We start from the raw sequence: 20,956 nt of genomic DNA, 5'->3' as shown, positions 1-20,956 counted from the left end.
ACCCTTAAAAAATGAAAAAGCAATTATATTACGTCTTCTCAATCCTGCTAATATTTTCAAACACTTATGCGCAGGATAAAAAACCTTATGAAGACCATACTGTTTTTCAAATCAACAAACTTGAACCAAGAGCCGATTTCTTTGCTTTTGAAAATGAAGATTTAGTCGAAAAAAATGAGAAGGAACTTTCTAAAAGGTTTATTTCCCTAAATGGGGTGTGGGATTTTAAATGGGTAAAATCTTTAAACGACCGCCCAAAAGATTATTTTGCCCCTGAAATCGATTCGGAAGGATGGGGAAAAATAAAGGTACCCGGGAACTGGGAAACCCAGGGATATGGTCATCCCATTTATCTTGATGAACGTTATCCTTTTTCAGAAACCTGGCCCAATATTCCTTACGAATATAATCCCGTGGGCAGTTATCGTAAAAACATCGAAATTTCTTCAGACTTTATTGAAAACAATCAGATTATCCTTCACTTTGCGGCGGCAAAAGCCATGGAAGTATATTTGAACGGGGAATTCGTAGGTTATTCTGAAGGTTCAAAAACCCCGGCAGAATTTGATATTACCAATTTGGTGAAGAATGGAAAGAACCTGCTGGCATTACAAATGGTGCGATGGACAGATGCCAGTTATTTGGAAAGTCAGGATATGTTAAGGGTTAGCGGTATAGAACGAGAAGTGTACCTCTATAGCGTTCCTAAAGTCAAGATTCAGGATTTTGGAATTAAAGCCGGCTTAACCAACAATTATGTGGATGGTAAATTTGAAGGTAATTTCTTTATTAAAAATACTTCAGAAAAAAATCAGAAAGCAAGACTTTCAGTAAAATTAAAAGACCCAAACGGCAAGACCGTGTATTCTGATTCTGATGAAATCAACATCAAAAAAAATGATTCCGTAGCGAAAACTTTTTCCGAAGCACTTAAAAATGTAGCAAAATGGTCGGCTGAAACGCCAAACCTCTATACACTGGAGATTGGATTGCAACCAAACAAAACTATTCCTCCTTCATTTATTTCAAAAAAGATAGGTTTCCGTTCCGTGGAAATAAAGGAAAATCAATTGCTGGTTAATGGAAAGCCTGTTTATATTAAAGGAGTAGATCGTCACGAGACCGACCCATATACCGGGCACGTGGTAAGTAAGGAAACTATGGAGAAGGATATTCGCTTGATGAAAAAAAATAATATTAATGCGGTAAGGACCAGCCACTACCCCAACGCTCCCTACTGGTACGAGCTTTGCGACAAATATGGCCTTTATGTGGTAGATGAAGCCAATATAGAAAGTCATCCGCTGGCCATTGATGCAGAAACCCAAATAGGAAATGAAGAAAGCTGGATTCCCGCTCATATAGAGCGAACAAAAAGAATGTTTTACAGGGATAGGAACCACGCTTCAATAATTATTTGGTCTTTGGGTAACGAAGCCGGATACGGAAAGGTTCTTGAAGCAACGTATAAATGGTTAAAAGCCCACGACTCCAGACCTGTACAGTATGAGCCGGCAAAAAATGAATATTATTCCGATATCTACAACCCGATGTATCCTTCGCCTTCCCACTTAGAAGAATATGCCAAAAACGATCCTCAAAAACCGGTAATTATGATAGAATATGCCCATGCGATGGGGAATTCTGTTGGGAATTTACAGGATTACTGGGATATTATAGAGGAATATAAAGTACTGCAGGGAGGATTTATTTGGGATTGGGTAGATCAGGCCCTGGAATACAAATATCCCGACGGAAGACCTTATTTAGCCTATGGTTACGATTATCACCCCGATTTGCCCACAGATGGTAATTTTTTAAATAATGGCCTGGTTGATCCTTATCGTAACCCACATCCACACTTAAATGAAGTAAAAAGAGTATATCAACCGGTGGATTTTATTTTAGACGATAATGAAGTAAGAGTTTTCAATAAATATTTCTTTAAAAATATCGAAAAACATTATATCACTTACGAAATCCTTGAAAATGGAAAAGTTACAGAAACAGATACTATAACTGATTTTTCCATTGCGCCGCGGGAAAAAGAAACTTTTAAAATCCCTTCTGATTTAATAGCCGGGAAAAATGAAGATTATGTGCTTCGGTTTAAACTGTTTACAAATTCTGAAGATAAATTGGTTCCTGCAAATCACGAAATTGGGTTTAAGGAGTTTGTTTTAAACTATTCCACGACCCCAGAGTTTGCTTCCGGAACCGATGGGGAAATGCAAATTTCTGCTGAAAAAGATGCATTTCTCATAAAAGCGGGGGAATCAGAACTTAAAATCGATCAGGCTACCGGGGAAATCCAATCCTGGAAATTCGGGGGAAATTTGATTACCGAACATCCCGTTAAACCAAATTTTTGGCGGGCACCTACCGATAATGATTTAGGGAATAATATGCAGGAATGGGCAAAACCCTGGAAAGTAGCCACCGATTCCAGCACCGTAAAATTGATTAAAAAACCGGTAAAAACTGAAAACGGAATTTCCTATTCCGTCAAATACCTGCCGAAAAATGAGATTGCCGAAATAGAAATCAACTTTTTAATAAATAAGGCCGGAAGTTTAGAAGTAGATTATCATTTAAAAAATGTGAAAAATGATGCGCCATTGCTTCCCCGAATCGGGATGTTTATGATTTTACCACAAGAGTTGAAGACGTTCAAATGGTTCGGGTTGGGACCCCACGAAACTTATGCTGATAGAAAACTAAGCGGAAAAACAGGTATTTGGTCGTTGCCGGTAGAGGAAGCATTCCACAGATATCCAAGGCCACAGGAAACAGGCAATAGAACCGATGTGAGATGGATGAGTTTAAATTCTAATAATCTTAACCTGAAAATTTCCGGTATAGACAACTTGCTTAATGGTAGTACCTGGCCTTTTGATATCGACCAACTGGAATACAGTCCCGGCAAAAAGGGAGGAGCTTCTGCTTCTGGCCTGGTGCCGGTAAGCTCTAAACACGGTGCCGATATCGAAATTAAAGATTTTGTAAGACTAAATATTGATTACAAACAAATGGGCGTAGGTGGTGATACCAGCTGGGGCCGGCCGGTTCACGAAGAATATACTATTAAACCAAAATCTTATTCTTATAGTTTTATAATTGAGCCAGGACGAAATTAAAATATGGGTACTGCATCTGGTTTCGGATCCTAGAGTGTAATCCTAAGCGAAAAGGGTGAGAAAGCTGATTCGCTTGGGGGACTATGACCACGCCATTGTCCGGAGCTCTAAGAGAAAAGGGACCGGGTGGTGGCTAAAACCCTAATTTTGCTTATTTGGTCAAACTTGTTGTTTTTTCAGCTGACGCACAACATATCAGGATAAATATACCCTATATTCATTTATCTTTTTTGGGATAATGAGAGTCTTATTTTAAATCACTCTGTTGGTTAATTTTATTGCTGTTTCTCAAGATGCGTTTCATTGCTTTAGTGACAGAATGTAGGATGAAAAGAATAATGAAATTTTGCGATAAACAACTCTAATTTATGAAGAGAAGAGCATAGTAAAGAGGGGTGGCTCAGAATTTAATTATAGTCTCCTCAAAAAGACCGTGAATTTCGCAGAAACCTTATTTATATTGCCACAATCTCAACTGGTACAATAATAGTACACTACCAGTACAGCACTTGTACAATTTTGGGACGGTGTGATAGAACTTTCTTTTTAAATCATAAGCTTGTATCGTACTGTTTATAGTGCTTACCGGTTAATTTTCATCAAAAAATTTTGAATAAAAATATTTAAAAAAAAGCCATGCCTGCCGTTTATGTTTTTATTGTTTATTATTAGTTTTAAAAAGAGACCATATAATGGTCAACCACCTAATCATATTTGGGACACTCTAGTTCATTTCCTGGTCAAGCTCTTTTCCAAAATAATACATTCTAATTTTAGAACCTTTAAGGATATCATGAGAAGGGAAATAGATTAGATACCCGAAATTATGCAATTCATTCAAATGTTTATGATAAGTAGTTCTGGAGCGTATTTTGGCTAACCCCATTACTTGTTGTCGGTTGATCATAAATACTTCCTGAAAAAACTTTCGGTTCCAAATTTCAAAAATCGCTAAGTACAGGCTCCGGTGTACAACTGTAATTCGTTGATCTTTTGAAAACTGTTCAAATATGCCATTAAGATGTCTGATGTAATTTATTTTTTCCATAATATTAAGTCTATTTTTTATTAGGCTTTATAAATTTTTTCTCTACAATGAGCGGTTTGTTTTTTCGTTCCTCTAGTTGAAAAAGGGAAGCAATCATTGCCACGGTGGGTTTAGTTTGGGTCTTTTCCATATCCCGCATAATGGCAATTACGGCATTAATGCGTTTCTTTAAATTGGCTTCAATAGTCCTGCCGGTTGGCCCCAATCTTTCCCGAGGGGAGATCTCGTTGTAGAAGAAAAAATCGAGCATGGTGGCCAGGGCCTCGGTGTGGGAATTAAAGTGTTTTTTGGAGAATTCCTGGAACCGTTTGGCCGTTTCTTTTTTAAACCTAATGCCGCTAAATGAGTTCATAATTCGCTGATTTGTCGCAAATTCTTCCCTAAAAATAGACGTTGGCAGCGCATTTGTCGCAATTGGCTGAAGGTCAATAAACTACAATGATTTTAAGTCGCTGGTAATCAGCTTCTTAAAAACGAAAAGGAGTATGTAACGCGGCTCTGCCCGTTACCCTCTTGCTACTCCTTTTCGCCACGAGTACTCGTGGCAAAAATTTCGTACAATACCGCTCATCAAAGCGGATTGCCAATTTAGGGAAATGAATTTCCGGTATGTTAATAATTGAAATGCAGGGTATCAGCGAAAGTCAAAAATAGGATCCCTGTGTAAAATTAAAAGCTGAATTTCAGCTAACTAAAGATAGGAATTTTTTTGAAATCAATCATAAAAAAAGACCTCTGAAAATTCAAAGGTCTTTTGGATTAAACGAATTAGGCTTTACAGCATGCCTTCATCGGCAAAACTGTAATACCGCCCACCCGGGGAAATAATCAAATGATCTAAAACTTTAATATCAAAAAGTTCCCCGGCTTTCTTTATTTTTTGGGTGAGGCGTTTATCGGCTTCACTGGGCTTTAAGGTGCCTGAGGGATGGTTATGTAGTAATATCAAAGCGGTCGTGACAGACTTTAAAACCACGGCAAATAAGATACGAACATCGACTAAAGTACCGGTGATTCCGCCGGTTGATAATTCATAAATACCTTTTACCCGGTTGGCATTGTTAAGCAGCATAATTTTAAAAGTTTCGTGCAATTCAATACTGTTTTTGTTCCACTGCCCAAAAGCTAGATCTGCGGCACTTTGGGAACAGGTTATTTTAGGAAGCAAATTCACATGAATACTTCCGTTGTAACTTATGGCTATTTCATTAACTTTGGTTTTCATTGTTAGCTTGATTAAAGGGTTAATAATAGAGGGCGTGACATTCGACCGAAACGCCCTCATTTTTAAAAAATAAAAGGCTTATTTAGTGCCCAAAAGCAGGATTTCGTTTGCTTCTACCTCTGTGATATAGCGTGTAACCCCGTCCTTCTCGTAACTGTGGGATTTTAGTTTTCCGCTAATTCCAATTTCCTTCCCCTTACCGGCATATTTCTCAATAATTTCGGCAGTCTTGTTCCAGGCTACAATGGTGTGCCATTCTGTTTTTTGAACTTTTTCTCCCTTGGCGTTTTTATAAACCTCATTGGTGGCCAGTGAAAAGCGGACTACTTTTTTACCGCTATCCAGGTTAGTAATTTGTGGGGCTTCGCCCACGTTTCCGATTAACTGTACTTGATTTTTTAAAGTGCCCATAATAAAATATTTAAAAATTAATTAAAATACGATCTGAACCATTCAGATAGTTTTGGTTTATATTTTTTTAGACTGATTTACTTATTGTATCTGGAGCGTTTTCCTTTTTTGATTTTTTAATTTCGCTTCCTTTTTGTGGATTTTGAATGATTTCATTTTTCATAATTTAGATTTACTTCCCGTAGAGCCTTCACAGTACCTTTTTTTTGTTGCTGATACATTTTCAAGACCTGGAATTAATAAGGAGTTATAAAAGGGAGGCTTGTCCTGAGCGGAGCCGAAGGGCACGACCGGTTATGCACTCCGTTTAACTTCCAGGTATTGGTATTTTGCTTACAAAAAAAGGGTAGGGACAGCGGTGGCTCGGGTGGTAGGTCTAAATAACTATGATGAATTATAAAAACACAGGAAGCGAGACTACATGAAAAAATGACATCCTATTAAAGCGAACGCTATTCCCAATTTTAAGTTGGGAGTGGAATGAAGGCTACCGCCGGGGGCGGAAGGTGTAATGCAATGGACAACTAAAATTGGGGATTGTGTTCAAGACATTGGGAGGGAAGCTCTTTGCCCTTAATTGTATTTTACTGTGAAGCAATACAGAAATAGTTATAAAATTCAGACAGTATTTATCTCTATACATAATAGGGATAAAGTGCTGACCGGTTTATGGGTACAAATTACTTTTTTGCAGTAGGATTTAAAGCAGACTTAACTTAAAAGCTGAAAATTCCATTTTTTTATAAGGTTTAATTGAATAGAAATTTGGTTATCCCTCTAGTTTTTATTGGAGTTAGAGGGACAAGTGAAGTAGAAATCTGAAGCTCAGGAATTGTGTTTAAGATCTTTGTAATGAAGCGTTTTCCCCAAAATATAGTGCTTAGACTCAGGACAGGCTTTTCTTAGAACGCAGAGGAATAGCTGATTGGCTTTTCACATGATTATTTTGAGATGGATTTTAATGAAAAAAATTGGTGAAGTAATATTCCTTAAACTGTGTAATACACTCCAGGCGGCAATTTCTGAGGACTTGCTATACCGAGGCAAAGGGAGCTGCAATGGCCACTTTAACCTTTGTAGGCTATAGAGCAATGACTTCTTTTGCATTTCCTTTAAAAACTTTACGTTTTTCCTGTTGCAAATCTTCCTCATAGACGGAAGTGTTTAAAGAATTGAGGCCTTTTCTAGTATGTATTGAAACCTTGGAATGTTCCATTAAACACGCTGGTTTCTATAAGTCAAAACCGCCTATGACACCGGAAGCTATATAAACCTTTGCTCCGGTTTCTTCGCAGGCAGCCTTTACATGTCCTAAAAAGTTTTCATCGGCAAAAGCTCCAATGGATAATGTAGCAATGGATATCCCTTTTTTTAAAGCAGGAAGGGCCACCTCTTTAAAAGCTTCCGGGTTCGCTGCTTCAATTATAATGTCTGGTTGGACAGTAAGCATTTCTTCTAAATTATTACAATATTTTGCGTACTTGCTCTGCTCCTGGAATAAGCCTGTGGTTAAAAGTATTTGCAATAATTCCTGCTAATTTTCCGCAGCCTACAATAGCAAAATTCTCTTTCCCAATATTTTCGAAATAATGTTAAGTTTAGGATGAAAAAATCTAACCTGAATTATCAGAGAAATTCAGAGAGAATTAGAAATACTAGTATTCTAAGATCAAATCGTTTTTTAATCTATTTGATACCATTTTAAATTATCGAAATAGATGCTTTGAGAGCCGTTATTTCCATCCCATTCGTTCGTTTTACCACCTCTAAATGTGCTAAAATAGAACGTTTTTATATTTCGTTTGCTGGCCGAACTATTCCCCGACCAACGAATGGATGAGGTTTCCCAAACTTTTGTATAATTGCTTTCTCCACTTTGCTTAACTTCCATTTTAGCATAACCATTGGCTTTAGATGCGCTGGTATTGGTTTTAATGGTTAGACGTACTCTGTAGGTCCTATTGTCGGTTATATTGAATTTTTTATGTTTAAAATCGTTACCATTGAAGCCTTGCATGTCTTTATAATATACATAAGGGAAAAGATAAGGCTCAGCACTATCGCCACGCCACATAACCCTGAAGCTACCTCCTTTATTTTCATTTACTGCTTCCTCCCAGCGCCCGCCGGTAACGCCATCGCCAATTGCAAAACCAAAACCCAATTTTCCTCCCCTGGAAAAATCGAAGTTATCCTGAAACTTAACATCAAAGTATAATTGATATTTGGGATTATCAGTTACGTCCAGCCTACATTCCATGCCGTTTGAAGTTCCTGCTCTTTCGGGAAGAGTGATTTTTAATTTATTACTTTCAATTTTGGCAACTCCAGTATCCCAACCACTAATTTTATTATCGAAAATATTTTCTGCCGAAGTTTCTGAATTGATTGAAGTATTGCCCGTGTTAAAACCAACCCATCTGGAATCGTTGATGCTAGATTTAGTTGTTGTATCGTTTTCAGGATCGGGTTCATTGTATAAGGTGTCTTCCATATTATCATCTAGGCTTAAATCTTCAGACTGACAGCCGATAGAAGTGAAAGAGATGAGGCTAATAAGCACAGGGAAAAAGTTTCTTTTAGTAAGATCACTAAGTTTATTGAAGTTTCTCATAATTAATACTTTTAATTAATTTTTTAAAACTAATAACTCTAAGGAATAAAATAATCCAATCATAGGTAGTCAATAGTCCGGGAAAGAAGCCATAAGAGAATTAATTTTTTAGTAATGATTTTTGCAATATTGAAGCTGTAGTGGTGAGTTTTACTGTTATAGTTTTCTGTCTGTTAGCGGATTGAATCAAAATGTACCATAAGTGTACTATTGCGGTAAAACTAATCTTTATATTTGAGTATAATTAAAAGTGGATCTCCATTTTTTTTCTGAAGAGATCATCATTAATCGTTTATTGAACACATTTATGGACAAAGTAATCACTTTTGGTGAGATTATGTTGCGGCTTTCTACCAATGAAAATTTACGTTTTTCTCAAGCAAATCATTTAAAAACAAATTATGGTGGAGGGGAATATAATGTCGCCGTTGCATTGTCGAATTATGGAGTTAAAACGGAATTTGTAACGCGTTTACCAGAAAATGAATTCGGGGAAATTTGTTTAGCGGAAATGCGAAAAAATAAGGTAGGAACAGAATATGTTCTTTCCGGTGGCAAGCGCCTGGGACTTTACTTTTTAGAAAATGGTATTGGCTGCCGGGGAGGTAGTGTAATTTATGATCGTGCTCATAGTGCTTTTTCTGAAATTAAACCCGGAATGGTAAATTGGAAAGCTGCTTTTAAAGATGCTTCCCACTTTCATTGGAGCGGCTTAACCCCTGCAGTTTCAAAAACTGCGGCAGAAACCTGTTTAGAAGCGGTAAAGACAGCCAGTGAAATGGGGCTCAAAATCTCCACAGATCTTAATTACAGATCTAAGCTTTGGAAATATGGTAAGGAGCCAAAGGAGGTGATGCCGGAGCTATTAAAATATAGTAACCTGATTTTAGGGGATTTGGACACCGCTTTCTTCTTGTTTGGTAGGCCCGCAATGAATCCAGATTACCAAAAGCCTGAATCTTTACCTGAGGTTTATGATAAATTCTTCGAATTATGTCCCAATCTCGAACAAATGGCGACTACATTGAGATATTCCATAAGTGCCTCCCATCAAAGGATTGGAGGAATACTCTATGATAGGGAAAATATCTATAAAACAGCTATTAGGGATGTTTCTCCAGTAGTTGATCGTGTAGGCACGGGAGATGCTTTTATGGGCGGGTTGATGTATGGTTTAATAGATACGCCAGGGGATAAGCAGCGTATTTTAAATTTAGCAGTCGCTGCTTGTTGTTTAAAACATACAATAACGGGAGATGTAAATTTGATTACTTTAGAAGAGTTGGAAAAAATGGCATCGGGTGATGCTTTAGGAAAAGTTAATCGTTAGTGGTTCAAAATCATAACTTTAATCCTGCTTCTCCAGATAAATAAAAATATTCTTTGAACTTAAAGCTTGAAAATTAATTTTTAAAACGAGCTTTTCTTATTTAATAAACCAATTAAAAAATGGCACAATTTACAAGAAACGAAGTATTTCAACTGATGCAAGAGACGGGACTTGTCCCACTTTTTTACCACGCTAATGTGGAAGTGGGAAAAGAAGTTCTAAAGGCTTGTTATGACGGAGGAGCGAGATTATTGGAGTTTACGGCAAGAGGTGATTTTGCTCACGAGGTTTTTTCAGAGTTAAATAAATACGCTCAAAACAAGCTTCCCGGAATGGCACTTGGGGTAGGTTCTATTACAGATGCCGCAGCAGCTTCATTATATATGCAAATGGGGGCAAACTTTATTGTTACCCCGACGTTTAGGGAAGATATAGCGAAAGTTTGTAATCGTCGTAAGGTGCTTTGGTCTCCTGGTTGTGGTTCTTTAACCGAAATCAACGTAGCTGAAGAATTGGGTTGCGAAATAGTTAAATTATTCCCGGGAGCTATCTACGGTCCAGAATTCGTTAAGGCAGCAAAAGGTCCACAACCCTGGACGAGGATAATGCCCACAGGCGGGGTGACCCTCGCTGAAGATAATTTAAGGTCCTGGTTTGATGCAGGAGTAACCTGTGTTGGTATTGGTTCAAAGTTAATTTCCAGGGAGATTTTGGAGAAAAAAGATTATCCGGGTTTAAAGAAAAAGGTGGAACAAACAATAAAGCTTATAAAGCAAATACAGGAATAACAATAATTAAAAGGTCATTCCGCAGAAAATATTTTATTTATGGAAACATTTATTCAGAAAGATTTTTTATTAAAAAATGAATTCGCGAAAAAAATTTATCATAATTATGCTAAAGACTTACCCATTATAGATTATCACAATCACTTACCTCCAAAGGATATTGCTGAAAATAGGCAGTTTAACAACATTACTGAAGTTTGGTTAGCCGGTGATCATTATAAGTGGCGTGCGATGAGGGCTTTGGGTGTAGATGAAAAGTATATTACCGGCAAGGCTTCAGATAAAAAAAAGTTTCTAAAATGGGCAGAAGCGGTGCCTTATACCATGCGCAATCCTTTGTATCACTGGACCCATTTAGAGTTACTGCGCTATTTTAATATTCAGGAATTATTATCTGGGAAAAATGCAGAAAAAATATATGAGAAAACAAATGAACTCCTGCAACAGGATTCGCATAGTACTACAGGTTTACTCGAGAATAGGAATGTGGAATCATTATGCACTACAGATGATCCCATAGATTCCCTGGAATATCATAAGCAAATAAAGCAAAACCCCAAAGGAGTTAAGGTGCTCCCTACTTTTAGACCAGATAAGGCTTTTGCCGTTGAAGATGTTTCAGCTTACCTAAGGTATTTAGAACAGCTGGAAACAGCTTCCAATATGCTTATTAATAATTATGATGATCTCTTAACTGCCTTGGGAAATAGGGTAGATTACTTTGCAGAGCACGGATGCAAGCTTTCAGATCACGGCTTCGAACAGCTTCATTATTTCAATTCAAATAAATATGATCCTAAAAAACTTTTTCAGAAATTAAAGGACAAACAACCCTTAACTTTAGAAGAAGCCCGGTACTTTAAGTATAAAACCATGCTTTTTCTTGGCAAACTTTATGAAAAGAAAGGCTGGGTACAGCAGTTACATCTTGGTCCTATAAGAAATAATAATAAACGCTTGTTGAACAAATTGGGACCAGATACGGGCTTCGATTCTATTGGAGATTTTTCACAGGCACGAGGTCTAAGCGGATTTTTAAATGAACTGGATAGTTCGAACCAACTTCCCAAGACCATTATTTACAATGTTAACCCAGCAGATAATGCGGTTTTTGCGACTATGGCGGGTAATTTTAATGATGGGGTTGTAAAAGGAAAGGTGCAATATGGTTCTGCCTGGTGGTATATGGACCAAAAAGACGGGATGGAAGATCAGTTAAACACGCTCTCTAATTTAGGGGTTTTAAGTTGCTTTGTAGGAATGCTAACCGATTCCCGAAGTTTTCTGTCTTTTCCACGACACGAATACTTCAGGAGGATTCTTTGTAACCTAATAGGAACAGATGTAGCGAATGGGGAATTACCGGCAGATGAAGCCTGGCTGGGGAAAATTGTTAGTGACATTTGTTATAATAACGCGAAAGAATATTTTGAATTTTAGGAGCGAATGACTGAAACAAAAATTGTATGGGGCATAATTGGCTGTGGAGATGTAGCCGAAGTTAAAAGTGGTCCTGCCTTTCAAAAGTCTGCGAATTCAGAATTACGGGCAGTAATGCGCAGGAACGCTACGAAGGCAGAAGATTTTGCTATTAGACATAAGGTGCCGACCTGGTATGATGATGCCTCAAGACTGCTTCAGGATAAAAATATTAATTCAGTTTATATTGCTACGCCGCCTTCCACCCATTTAAAATATGCCCTACAAGCCCTGGAAGCAGGTAAAAATGTTTATTTAGAAAAGCCAATGGCACTTTCTTATAAGGAAGCCAAAGAAATTGTTGCAGCCGAAAGAAAGTATAAAGGAAAACTAACAATTGCCCATTATAGGCGGCAATTACCGGCTTTTATTAAGGTGAAAGCACTTGTAGATAGCGGAGCAATTGGCTTAATACGCTTAGTTGATATCCAGGTTTTACAATCTAAAAATTTAAAATTAATTGCTAATTCAGAAACTAATTGGCGTATAAATCCTACTATTTCCGGGGGTGGTTATTTTCATGACCTTGCACCGCATCATATCGATTTACTAAGATATTTTTTTGGTTCAATTAAAACAGCTTTTGGTGTTTCGCTAAATCAGGATCCAGCTTATAAAACTGATGATATTGTGAATGGCCTTCTTTCTTTTGAGAACGGCATACAGGGGCGCGGAATATGGTGTTTTAATACTGCGGAAAGCAATGCTAAGCAATGCTGTACAATTTACGGTAGCCAGGGTAAATTGGAGTTTTCATTTTCGGGAGATAAAATTCACCTGATAACGAATGACGAAACAAAAACCTTCAATTTTAAAAAACCTGAGCATATTCAACAACCCATGATCGAGGCAACTATAGCTTACTTTCTTGGAAAAGAATCAAACCCCTGTACAGCGGAAGAAGGTTTAGAAGTAGCCAAAATCATGGATATTTTTAGCGCTAGTGATATTGATTAAGTCATCTAAAAAAAGATGCAAAACTACTCTTTGCCTGGTAGCGTTTGGAGCAACTTGTTTTTTGTTCAGAGATGCTTACTTTCTATAAATCGAATAAAGTAGGCAACCAAAGGCTTAGTTCTGGAATATAGGTAATAAGCATCAATACAACTATCATGGCTATAAACAACGGTAATAGTGGCCTAATAACCTTTTGAATACTCAAATTTGCCACGCTACATCCCACAAATAGTACCGAGCCTACTGGTGGTGTGCAAAGACCTATGCAAAGATTTAAGATCATTATAATACCAAATTGAATAGGGTTCATTCCCATACTGGTAACTATTGGTAGAAAAATAGGAGTAAAAATTAGTACTGCCGGGGTAATATCCATAAACACGCCTACAAATAATAAAATAAGGTTAATGAGTATCAATATTATAATAGGATTGTCGCTTATACCCAATAAAGTATTACTGATTTCCTGCGGAATGTTTTCGTAAGACATAACCCAGGACATTGCTATAGAAGTTGCGATAAGCAGTAAGACGATAGATGAGGTTTTAACTGTTTCCAATAAAATTGGAGAGACGTCTTTCCAGCTAATTTCCTTGTAAATAGCGGCTAGGGCGAATGAATAAATTACTGCAACTGCTGATGCTTCTGTGGCTGTAAAGTAACCGGCTACAATGCCACCTATTACTAAAATAAGCATAAACAAACTGGGTAATGCACTTAGAAGCCGCATTACAAATTCCTTAAATTTAACAGCCTTGTCGGTAGGATATTTTTTAATGATGGAATAAACAGCTGCAACGGTCATTAAAGCAAAACCAATTAAAAGCCCCGGGATATAGCCGGCTATAAAAAGCGCAGCAATCGAGACCCCGCCACTTGCGAGAGAATAGATAATTAAAACATTACTGGGGGGAATAATTAAACCTGTAGTTGCACTGGTTATATTCACAGCTGCACTAAAGGATTTATCATAGCCTTCCTTCTCCATTCGCGGATTCATAAAACCGCCAATAGCAGAAGCCGCAGCCACGGCAGATCCAGATACGGCACCAAATAGCATACAGGAAATAATATTTACAAAGGCCAATCCGCCGGGTAGCGGTCCTACAATAGCCTTGGCAAAGTTGATAAGCCTTACAGCGATGCCCCCACGGTTCATTATTTGTCCTGCCAGTATAAAAAAAGGAATGGCCAATAAAGTAAAACTGTCCAGGGAAGTAGCCATGCGTTGAGCCAGGGTAGTAACAGATGGAATACTGCGCATAGTTACGATTAAGGTTAGAAATCCGGCAAGACCTATAGCATAAGCAATAGGAACTCTCATAGAGAGAAATATCAAAAAACTAAGTACTAGGATTAAAATTTCAATATTATCCATTTCGTTGACTTTGAGAGTTTATGGTATTTTTGACTTCTATAAAAAGAAAAATACAGTAATAGCAAATTATTAACCCGGAGATTGGAAGGATCATATAAACATATCCCAGGGGAATTTCCAGGGTTGCCGATGTTTGCTCAAACTGGAAAGTAAGCCAGCACAAACGAATCCCACCGATAACCATTACAGCAAAAGCAAAAAGGGCGATAAAAAAATATACAAAGCCTTCAAAGAAAACTTTATGACGTTCCACGCTTTGTTTAGGTAGTAAATCTATAGCGAGATGTAGTTTTTGGCCGGTAGCATAAGCCGCGCCCAGTACACCTAACCAAATTAACAGAAAGCTAGAGAGCTCATCGGTAACCGTACTGGGAGCCTGCAATACAAACCTGGAGAAGACCTGCCAGGAAACGCTAATGAGCATAATTGCCAAAACTCCAATTAAAACTGTTTCGAGTATTTTATCAAGTTGTCGTTTCATTCTGGCACCTTTTTTATTCGTTCAATAATATTTATCAATTCAGGTTGACCTTCAAACATTTCTATCATGTCTTCTGTTTCGGTTGAAAAGGCTGTTTTATCTGGATAGATAACTTCTACTCCGGCTGCTTTAACCGCTTTAAGTGATTCTTTCTCTGAAGCTGCCCATAACTTTCTCTGCTCTACTTTAGATTCCTCGGCGGCTTCTATTAGCCACTTTCTTTCCTGTTTACCAAGTAAATTCCAGGTTTCTAAACTAATTAGCAAAACATCGGGTATGGCAGTATGTTCGTCCATACTTAGATATTTGGAAATTTCATAGTGTTTTGAAGTATAAAAGCTGGGCAGGTTATTTTCGGCCCCATCTACCACTCCCTGTTGCAGGGCCGTATAAAGTTCACCCCAGGAAATTGGGGTGGGCGCGCCATCTAATTCGTTGATCATGCGTACCGCCATATTACTTTTCATAACCCTAATTTTTAAATCTTCGAGATCTTGGGGTTTACGAATAGCCGTTTCGGTAGTATAAAAATTTCGGGTTCCTGCATCGTAAAAAGTAAGTCCACGTAGGTGGAACTTATCTCCCCGCATCAATAGGTCTTCTCCTACCTGTCCATCTAAAACATTAAAAAGATGTTGTTTGTTTTTGAAGAGATAGGGCATGCTAAATACTTTATATTCGGGAATGAAATTTTCTAAAACTGCGGCTGAAACCTTTGTGATATCTAAACTTCCAATTTGAAGTAGTTCCAAGGCTTCCCTTTCCCCGCCTAATTGGCCACTAGGATACACCTGCAATTTTAAACTTCCTTCCGATTTTTCTTCTAAACGCTCCCCGAGTATTTCCATGGTTTTATGTACAGGATGCCGGGTATCCAGGCCATGCGCTAATCTTAAGGTTTTTACTTCTTCCTGTCTATCACAGGAAATAAATAAGAGTAGTGCAGGGATAAGAAAAAAGATTAATTTAAGTTTCATAATTTAACCTGAATTGGATTGCTTAGACGTTTTGCTGTGGTTTCAAGCTTTTGCTGAAAGCCTTCTTCGTTAGAAAAAGCGCTATCAGATTCAGACCAACCTGAATAAAAATAAAATTTAACAGGCATATCGTTACTAGATTTAATACCTACATAATGTGTTTTGTTAATACCTTCTCCTTCTTTTGGCGCTTCCCCTTGTTTAAGAAGGTCTTCCTTTTTGGTAATTATAGCCATCCCTAAATTATCATCGTTTTCAGATTGTTTTCCATAACTGTTCAGAATAAAATAATCTCCTTGTTCAAAAGAATTTGAAGTATTGGGCTTTAAGTCCACAATGCCCGTAGCAAGGTTCATATCATTTGTTAAACCATCAAATAAGACTTCGCTCTCGTAAAAATATTGTCCTTTGTAAATGCTTATCTTGTGGGTTACAGATAGTTTTTCTCCATCAATATTTTCATTAGGATATTGAATTTCAAAAGATGATTTGATAGGACCTTTTTCTAAAATTTTAAAATCAGCCGAATTTTCACCGGTAATACGCACCAGGCTATCGGCTACTAAAAGTGCTATAGAGCCGGCACCCAGTGAATTTCCTACTTTAAGGATATCCATGCCCCAGCTTTCTTGCGTATGGTAATTTCCTTCTAAACCAACCTGGGACATGGAAAGGGTATCGGTTGTTTTTCCAAAAATGTCTATTCCGTTACGGGGATCAAAATAAATGCGAAAAGCGACTTTATCGTTCTCCCAGGCAGGTCCTTCCATTTGGTAAAAAAGGCTATCCCGAATTTCTCGCGGGTCCCCGGTACGGCTGAATTTATTAACTTCTTTTACATCCTTTTTTGAAGAGCCTACCCCAAAATAAACGTTAGTTTTCTGCTTAAATTCAGGAATCTGGCTGCTATCTTCAAATTTTAAGCTGATTTTCTTTTCCTCATTAGGTTGAAAGTTCAAGACACCTAACAATTCATCCCAATTTCCGTCTCCATCCAAGTCTGAAAATTGAATTGGTATTTCTTTATTTTCTTCGGAATACAATACTGGAAACTTTTTATTGTTTTCTTCAGAATTAAGAGTTTTAAATAGAGATCTTGGAATTTTAACCAGTTCATCCTTTCTTGCTATATCCAAAGAATTTTTAAGCTGCAGTGTTGGTTCCTGTTCTTTTTTATCCTGACAAGAGGATAGCAGCAGGACACTAATTAAAAATGGCAAAAATCTATGCATTATTAAATTTTTAGGGTTTACTTGATAATCGAAGTTTATCCCGACACCTATCGGGAATGGTAGAATAGTTTACTCCAGAAATCGTTTTCGGGAAGGTTGATTCAGTTTTGAAGGGATTTGAATAGACTTTAATCTCTAACCCTTTTCTGGTTTTTCTCCTTATTAAGCTTCGTTTGCCGGTTTTCCTATAGTAGCCAGGATCCCACCATCTACATAAACCACCTGGCCGTTTACAAAGTTCCCGGCTTGAGAAGAAAGAAAAATAGCGGCACCTGCCAGATCCTCGGGATTTCCCCATCTTGCTGCGGGCGTACGCTGAATGATAAAATCATTAAAGGGATGTCCTTCTTTCCTAATTGGAGCTGTTTGACTTGTAGCAAAATAACCCGGGCCTATCCCGTTAACCTGAATATTATGTTTTGCCCATTCCGTTGCCATATTTTTTGTAAGCATTTTAAGTCCGCCTTTGGCCGCCGCATAAGCTCCCACGGTATCCCGGCCCAGCTCTGTCATCATAGAGCAAATATTTATAATTTTCCCGTGTTTTCTTTTAACCATACCCGGTACTACGTGCTTTGCCATAATAAAAGGACCCACTAAATCTATATCCAAAACCTCCTTAAAAGCATCTACCTCCATTTCCAATAAAGGGATGCGCTTAATTATTCCGGCGTTATTGAAAAGAATATCAATAGGACCTACTTCAGTTTCAATTTTTTTTACGCCCTCGATTACCTCCTGTTCTATACTTACATCAAACTTGTAACCATAGGCTTTTATGCCTTCTGCTTCATATTCTTTTACCGCTTCATCAATTTTTTCCCGGGAAGAATTTCCATTTATAACTATGGTAGCCCCGGCTTTTCCAAGCCCTTTGGCCATTGCCATTCCCAGCCCGTGTGTGGCTCCAGTAATCAGTGCGATTTTACCTTTTAAATCAAATAAGTTTAGTGACATGATAAATTATTTTAAGTCGGTTACTTTTGCTTTATCCATATCGGTGTAGTCCAGGTTTTCCCCTGCCATTCCCCAAATAAAACTGTAATTAGAAGTCCCGGCACCAGCATGGATAGACCAGGGTGGCGAGATTATAGCTTCGTGATTCTGCATCCAGACGTGCCTTGTTTCCTGCGGTTCTCCCATAAAGTGACAAATGGATTGATCTTCTGGTAAATCAAGGTAGAAATAGATTTCCATTCGTCTATCGTGGGTATGGGGTGGCATAGTGTTCCAAATGCTTCCGGTTTTTAATTCGGTTAAGCCCATTTGCAATTGGCAGGTAGTCACGATGCCACCAATAATCATTTGATTGACTATTCGATCATTGGAGGTTTCCAGAGAGCCTAAATCTAGCTTGTTGGCATCTTCCAGGCTAACCTTTTTGATTGGATGTTGGGTATGCGCCGGGGCAGAATTTATATAAAATTTAGCAGGTTTTTTCTTATCGTCACTTTTAAAGATGACTTTTTTATTTCCCTGCCCTATATAAAGCGCTTCCTTATGAGCAAGTTTATAGGCATTACCATCAATTTCTATTTCGCCACTATCCCCAACATTGATGATTCCCATTTCCCTTCTTTCCAAAAAATAATCGGCTTTTAATGGGTCGATAGGTTCTAATTCCAGAGGCTCTATTGGAACTGCCGATCCAGCCATGTAGCGATCAAAATGGGTGTATGTGAAATTTATCTTTCCTTCTTCCATTAAATTGCTAATAAGGAATTCTTCCCGTAGTTGTGTAGTATCGTGATTCTTTATTGCTTTAGGCCCGCTGGCATATCGCGTTTCATAAAAAGTTGACATAGTTTGATTTTTTTAAATTAATATTTAGTTATTCATAGACTTACGTATCCCCATTTCCAAACCTCTTAGTTCGGCAAGACCTCTAAGCCTTCCGATTCCCGAATATCCGGGATTGGTTTTTTTCTGAAGATCATCTAACATTTTATGTCCATGATCTGGTCTAAAAGGCATTCGGTAATCCTTTCTGCCATTATTTTTTCGTTTTTCCTGTTCTTTAACAAGGGCTTTCATAACCGAATACATATCCACATCACCTTCCAGATGATTGGCTTCATGAAAATTGCCTTTTTGATCACTTTTGGTGCTGCGGAGGTGTATAAAATGAATCCGCTCCCCAAGACGCTCAACCATTCCCGGTAGGTCATTGTCCTTACGAACCCCAAAAGAGCCTGTACAGAAGGTAAGCCCGTTATTGGGACTATCTACAGCCTTATAAAGTTCTTTGATGTCGCTTTCTGTACTTACAACACGGGGCAATCCCAAGATGGGATATGGTGGATCATCGGGATGGATACACATAAGGATTCCTGCTTTTTCTGCGGAAGGAATAACCTGTTTCAGAAAATAGAAAAGGTTTTCTTTTAATTCTTTAGCACCAATTTGACTGTAAGTATCCAGGATATTATTGAATTCTTCTAAAGAATAGCCTTCTTCAGCGCCCGGTAATCCCGCTATAATATTATTGATGAGCAATTTTTTATTTTTTTCAGATAAATCATCTACGTATTTTTTGGCTTCCGCAATTTCTTCTTCGGAATAATTTTGCTTCGCCCCGGGGCGTTTCAGTAGAAACAATTCAAAGGCGGCAAAAGCTGTAGCGTCAAAACGCAAACCTGTTGAGCCATCTTCCATTTCATATTCCAAATCTGTACGGGTCCAGTCTAAGACAGGCATAAAGTTGTAGCATAAAATATCTATACCACAGTTTCCCAGGTTAAGTATGGTTTGTTTATAGTTTTCGATATAAGTCATAAAATCACCGGCCTGCGTTTTTATCGCTTCGTGTACCGGGACACTTTCTACTACAGACCAACTGAGTCCTGCAGCTTCTATTTCCTTCTTTCTTTTAAGGATTTCCTGCTCCGACCATACTTCCCCATTTGAAATATGATGTAAGGCTGATACCACTCCCGTGGCACCGGCTTGTTTAATATCATTCAATGAAACCGGATCTCCAGGTCCATACCATCGCCATGTATTTTCTAAATTTGATTTCATAATTTGTCTATTTAAACCCCACTAAAAGCATTAAAACCACCATCAATTGGGATTACGACCCCAGTTACAAAAGCCGATGCTTCCCCACATAACCACAAAGTAGTCCCTATTAAATCTTCCGGCTCTCCAAATTTCCCCATAGGGGTTTGGGCAATAATCGTATTTCCCCTTTCGGTTAGACTTCCATCTTTGTTAGTTAAGAGTTCACGATTTTGATCTGTTAAGAAAAACCCCGGGGCTAAAGCATTTACTCGAATCCCAGTTTTTGCAAAGTGAACTGCCAGCCATTGTGTGAAATTAGAAACTGCGGCTTTTGCACCGCTATATGCCGGTATTTTGGTTAATGGGGTAAAAGCATTCATGGAAGAAATATTTAGAATGCTACATCCTTTTTTGCCAACCATATCTTTAGCAAAAATTTGTGTAGGTAATAAAGTACCAATAAAATTAAGATCGAAAACGAATTTTATGCCTTCGGGATCAAGGTCGAAAAAGCTTTTGAAATCACTTTCTTTGTTTTTAAGGTCTTCTTCCATGAAATGTGTCTTGGAAGTAGTTCCTTTTGGATGATTTCCACCAGCGCCATTAATTAAAATGTCGCAGCTACCTAATTCTTTATTTACCTTTTCCCTTGCTTTTTCGAGGGAGTCCTTTTTAAGAACATTGGCCTCTACGCCTATTGCTTTTCCACCCTTTTCTGTTATCTGTTTTGCCACTTCATCCGCGGCCTCCAAATTGAGATCGAGAATGGCGACCTTATTTCCCTCCTTCGCCAAAGCTTTTGCTAATGTGCTACAAAGCACACCGCCTGCGCCCGTGAGTACAATTATTTTATCCATAATTATTGTTTTAAATTCCTTGGTATTCTCAAATATCAG

The 20,956-nt window shown here is 38.0% G+C and carries 20 protein-coding genes; 5 read left to right on the top strand and 15 right to left on the bottom strand.

All coding sequences use genetic code 11. The features are described 5' to 3' along the window. The first annotated feature begins 11 nt into the window (after positions 1 to 11). Entirely contained in the window at positions 12 to 3,137 is a 3,126-nt protein-coding gene (locus tag BUA71_RS10315) for a glycoside hydrolase family 2 TIM barrel-domain containing protein (protein WP_072879415.1), read from the top strand. A gap of 724 nt (positions 3,138 to 3,861) precedes the next feature. Here BUA71_RS10315 and BUA71_RS10310 read toward each other — a convergent pair. The 7 genes from BUA71_RS10310 to BUA71_RS10285 all read right to left on the bottom strand — a co-directional run bounded on the left by BUA71_RS10310 (position 3,862) and on the right by BUA71_RS10285 (position 8,435). Further along, complete coding sequence (locus tag BUA71_RS10310; protein ID WP_072879413.1) at positions 3,862 to 4,185, bottom strand: hypothetical protein; 324 nt, start codon at positions 4,183 to 4,185, stop codon at positions 3,862 to 3,864. A gap of 10 nt (positions 4,186 to 4,195) precedes the next feature. Beyond that, on the bottom strand, positions 4,196 to 4,537 hold the full coding sequence (locus BUA71_RS10305) for a BfmA/BtgA family mobilization protein (protein ID WP_072879411.1): 342 nt from the start codon (positions 4,535 to 4,537) through the stop codon (positions 4,196 to 4,198). Between the two features lie 423 nt (positions 4,538 to 4,960). Beyond that, positions 4,961 to 5,410: a JAB domain-containing protein gene (locus tag BUA71_RS10300; RefSeq protein WP_072879409.1), complete on the bottom strand. Its 450-nt coding sequence runs from the start codon at positions 5,408 to 5,410 to the stop codon at positions 4,961 to 4,963. 78 nt (positions 5,411 to 5,488) lie between these two features. Continuing rightward, positions 5,489 to 5,821: a single-stranded DNA-binding protein gene (locus tag BUA71_RS10295; RefSeq protein WP_072879407.1), complete on the bottom strand. Its 333-nt coding sequence runs from the start codon at positions 5,819 to 5,821 to the stop codon at positions 5,489 to 5,491. Positions 5,822 to 6,902: 1,081 nt separating this feature from the next. Next, positions 6,903 to 7,037: a hypothetical protein gene (locus BUA71_RS17930; RefSeq protein WP_262506756.1), complete on the bottom strand. Its 135-nt coding sequence runs from the start codon at positions 7,035 to 7,037 to the stop codon at positions 6,903 to 6,905. Between the two features lie 15 nt (positions 7,038 to 7,052). Further along, positions 7,053 to 7,346, bottom strand: a complete 294-nt coding sequence (locus BUA71_RS17715) for a hypothetical protein (protein ID WP_217653613.1) — start codon at positions 7,344 to 7,346, stop codon at positions 7,053 to 7,055. A gap of 156 nt (positions 7,347 to 7,502) precedes the next feature. Further along, positions 7,503 to 8,435, bottom strand: a complete 933-nt coding sequence (locus tag BUA71_RS10285) for a polysaccharide lyase (RefSeq protein WP_072879405.1) — start codon at positions 8,433 to 8,435, stop codon at positions 7,503 to 7,505. 307 nt (positions 8,436 to 8,742) lie between these two features. On the opposite strand from BUA71_RS10285, the gene BUA71_RS10280 reads away from it, so the two are divergent. From BUA71_RS10280 to BUA71_RS10265, 4 genes are all read left to right on the top strand, one after another. After that, a complete protein-coding gene (locus tag BUA71_RS10280; protein ID WP_072879403.1) occupies positions 8,743 to 9,765 on the top strand; it encodes a sugar kinase in 1,023 nt (340 codons plus the stop codon). A gap of 119 nt (positions 9,766 to 9,884) precedes the next feature. Next, on the top strand, positions 9,885 to 10,553 hold the full coding sequence (locus tag BUA71_RS10275; protein WP_072879401.1) for a bifunctional 4-hydroxy-2-oxoglutarate aldolase/2-dehydro-3-deoxy-phosphogluconate aldolase: 669 nt from the start codon (positions 9,885 to 9,887) through the stop codon (positions 10,551 to 10,553). A 39-nt stretch (positions 10,554 to 10,592) separates the two neighbouring features. Continuing rightward, positions 10,593 to 11,993, top strand: a complete 1,401-nt coding sequence (gene uxaC / locus BUA71_RS10270) for a glucuronate isomerase (RefSeq protein WP_072879399.1) — start codon at positions 10,593 to 10,595, stop codon at positions 11,991 to 11,993. A 6-nt stretch (positions 11,994 to 11,999) separates the two neighbouring features. Next, positions 12,000 to 12,989: a Gfo/Idh/MocA family protein gene (locus tag BUA71_RS10265; protein ID WP_072879397.1), complete on the top strand. Its 990-nt coding sequence runs from the start codon at positions 12,000 to 12,002 to the stop codon at positions 12,987 to 12,989. A gap of 82 nt (positions 12,990 to 13,071) precedes the next feature. Here the strand turns inward: BUA71_RS10265 and BUA71_RS10260 are convergent, their stop codons facing one another. The 8 genes from BUA71_RS10260 to BUA71_RS10225 all read right to left on the bottom strand — a co-directional run bounded on the left by BUA71_RS10260 (position 13,072) and on the right by BUA71_RS10225 (position 20,917). Beyond that, a complete protein-coding gene (locus BUA71_RS10260) occupies positions 13,072 to 14,367 on the bottom strand; it encodes a TRAP transporter large permease (RefSeq protein WP_072879395.1) in 1,296 nt (431 codons plus the stop codon). Further along, on the bottom strand, positions 14,360 to 14,848 hold the full coding sequence (locus BUA71_RS10255) for a TRAP transporter small permease (RefSeq protein WP_072879393.1): 489 nt from the start codon (positions 14,846 to 14,848) through the stop codon (positions 14,360 to 14,362). Before BUA71_RS10255 ends, BUA71_RS10260 begins: the two co-directional genes overlap by 8 nt. Further along, on the bottom strand, positions 14,845 to 15,825 hold the full coding sequence (locus tag BUA71_RS10250; RefSeq protein ID WP_072879390.1) for a TRAP transporter substrate-binding protein: 981 nt from the start codon (positions 15,823 to 15,825) through the stop codon (positions 14,845 to 14,847). Before BUA71_RS10250 ends, BUA71_RS10255 begins: the two co-directional genes overlap by 4 nt. Further along, complete coding sequence (locus tag BUA71_RS10245; protein WP_072879388.1) at positions 15,822 to 17,057, bottom strand: DUF4861 domain-containing protein; 1,236 nt, start codon at positions 17,055 to 17,057, stop codon at positions 15,822 to 15,824. The genes BUA71_RS10250 and BUA71_RS10245 overlap by 4 nt, the downstream gene beginning before the upstream one ends. 162 nt (positions 17,058 to 17,219) lie before the next feature. Beyond that, positions 17,220 to 18,014, bottom strand: coding sequence for a gluconate 5-dehydrogenase (locus tag BUA71_RS10240; RefSeq protein ID WP_072879386.1), 795 nt, complete (start codon positions 18,012 to 18,014; stop codon positions 17,220 to 17,222). Positions 18,015 to 18,020: 6 nt separating this feature from the next. Beyond that, positions 18,021 to 18,860 carry a 5-dehydro-4-deoxy-D-glucuronate isomerase gene (kduI, locus tag BUA71_RS10235; protein WP_072879384.1) on the bottom strand — a complete coding sequence of 280 codons (840 nt, stop codon included), beginning with the start codon at positions 18,858 to 18,860 and terminating at the stop codon, positions 18,021 to 18,023. A 24-nt stretch (positions 18,861 to 18,884) separates the two neighbouring features. Continuing rightward, positions 18,885 to 20,078: a mannonate dehydratase gene (gene uxuA, locus BUA71_RS10230; RefSeq protein ID WP_072879382.1), complete on the bottom strand. Its 1,194-nt coding sequence runs from the start codon at positions 20,076 to 20,078 to the stop codon at positions 18,885 to 18,887. Positions 20,079 to 20,089: 11 nt separating this feature from the next. Then, the gene (locus BUA71_RS10225) at positions 20,090 to 20,917 is read right to left on the bottom strand and encodes an SDR family oxidoreductase (protein WP_072879380.1); all 828 of its coding nucleotides are present in this window, start codon (positions 20,915 to 20,917) and stop codon (positions 20,090 to 20,092) included. Positions 20,918 to 20,956: the final 39 nt, after the last annotated feature.

Source organism: Salegentibacter echinorum (genome assembly GCF_900129445.1).
In the GTDB taxonomy this organism is placed as follows: Bacteria; Bacteroidota; Bacteroidia; order Flavobacteriales; family Flavobacteriaceae; genus Salegentibacter; species Salegentibacter echinorum.
The sequence above is the reverse complement of the archived record's forward strand: the minus strand, read 5'-3'. Positions and strand labels throughout refer to the sequence as shown.

Bases quoted from the DNA above. Each gene is read 5' to 3' on its own strand.
- uxuA (WP_072879382.1), bottom strand. From the start codon at position 20,078: ATGAAATCAAATTTAGAAAATACATGGCGATGGTATGGACCTGGAGAT.
- BUA71_RS10260 (WP_072879395.1), bottom strand. From the start codon at position 14,367: ATGGATAATATTGAAATTTTAATCCTAGTACTTAGTTTTTTGATATTT.
- BUA71_RS10265 (WP_072879397.1), top strand. From the start codon at position 12,000: ATGACTGAAACAAAAATTGTATGGGGCATAATTGGCTGTGGAGATGTA.
- BUA71_RS10310 (WP_072879413.1), bottom strand. From the start codon at position 4,185: ATGGAAAAAATAAATTACATCAGACATCTTAATGGCATATTTGAACAG.
- BUA71_RS17930 (WP_262506756.1), bottom strand. From the start codon at position 7,037: ATGGAACATTCCAAGGTTTCAATACATACTAGAAAAGGCCTCAATTCT.
- kduI (WP_072879384.1), bottom strand. From the start codon at position 18,860: ATGTCAACTTTTTATGAAACGCGATATGCCAGCGGGCCTAAAGCAATA.
- uxaC (WP_072879399.1), top strand. From the start codon at position 10,593: ATGGAAACATTTATTCAGAAAGATTTTTTATTAAAAAATGAATTCGCG.
- BUA71_RS10250 (WP_072879390.1), bottom strand. From the start codon at position 15,825: ATGAAACTTAAATTAATCTTTTTTCTTATCCCTGCACTACTCTTATTT.
- BUA71_RS10280 (WP_072879403.1), top strand. From the start codon at position 8,743: ATGGACAAAGTAATCACTTTTGGTGAGATTATGTTGCGGCTTTCTACC.
- BUA71_RS10255 (WP_072879393.1), bottom strand. From the start codon at position 14,848: ATGAAACGACAACTTGATAAAATACTCGAAACAGTTTTAATTGGAGTT.
- BUA71_RS10315 (WP_072879415.1), top strand. From the start codon at position 12: ATGAAAAAGCAATTATATTACGTCTTCTCAATCCTGCTAATATTTTCA.
- BUA71_RS10300 (WP_072879409.1), bottom strand. From the start codon at position 5,410: ATGAAAACCAAAGTTAATGAAATAGCCATAAGTTACAACGGAAGTATT.
- BUA71_RS10305 (WP_072879411.1), bottom strand. From the start codon at position 4,537: ATGAACTCATTTAGCGGCATTAGGTTTAAAAAAGAAACGGCCAAACGG.
- BUA71_RS10285 (WP_072879405.1), bottom strand. From the start codon at position 8,435: ATGAGAAACTTCAATAAACTTAGTGATCTTACTAAAAGAAACTTTTTC.
- BUA71_RS10275 (WP_072879401.1), top strand. From the start codon at position 9,885: ATGGCACAATTTACAAGAAACGAAGTATTTCAACTGATGCAAGAGACG.
- BUA71_RS10240 (WP_072879386.1), bottom strand. From the start codon at position 18,014: ATGTCACTAAACTTATTTGATTTAAAAGGTAAAATCGCACTGATTACT.
- BUA71_RS10295 (WP_072879407.1), bottom strand. From the start codon at position 5,821: ATGGGCACTTTAAAAAATCAAGTACAGTTAATCGGAAACGTGGGCGAA.
- BUA71_RS10225 (WP_072879380.1), bottom strand. From the start codon at position 20,917: ATGGATAAAATAATTGTACTCACGGGCGCAGGCGGTGTGCTTTGTAGC.
- BUA71_RS10245 (WP_072879388.1), bottom strand. From the start codon at position 17,057: ATGCATAGATTTTTGCCATTTTTAATTAGTGTCCTGCTGCTATCCTCT.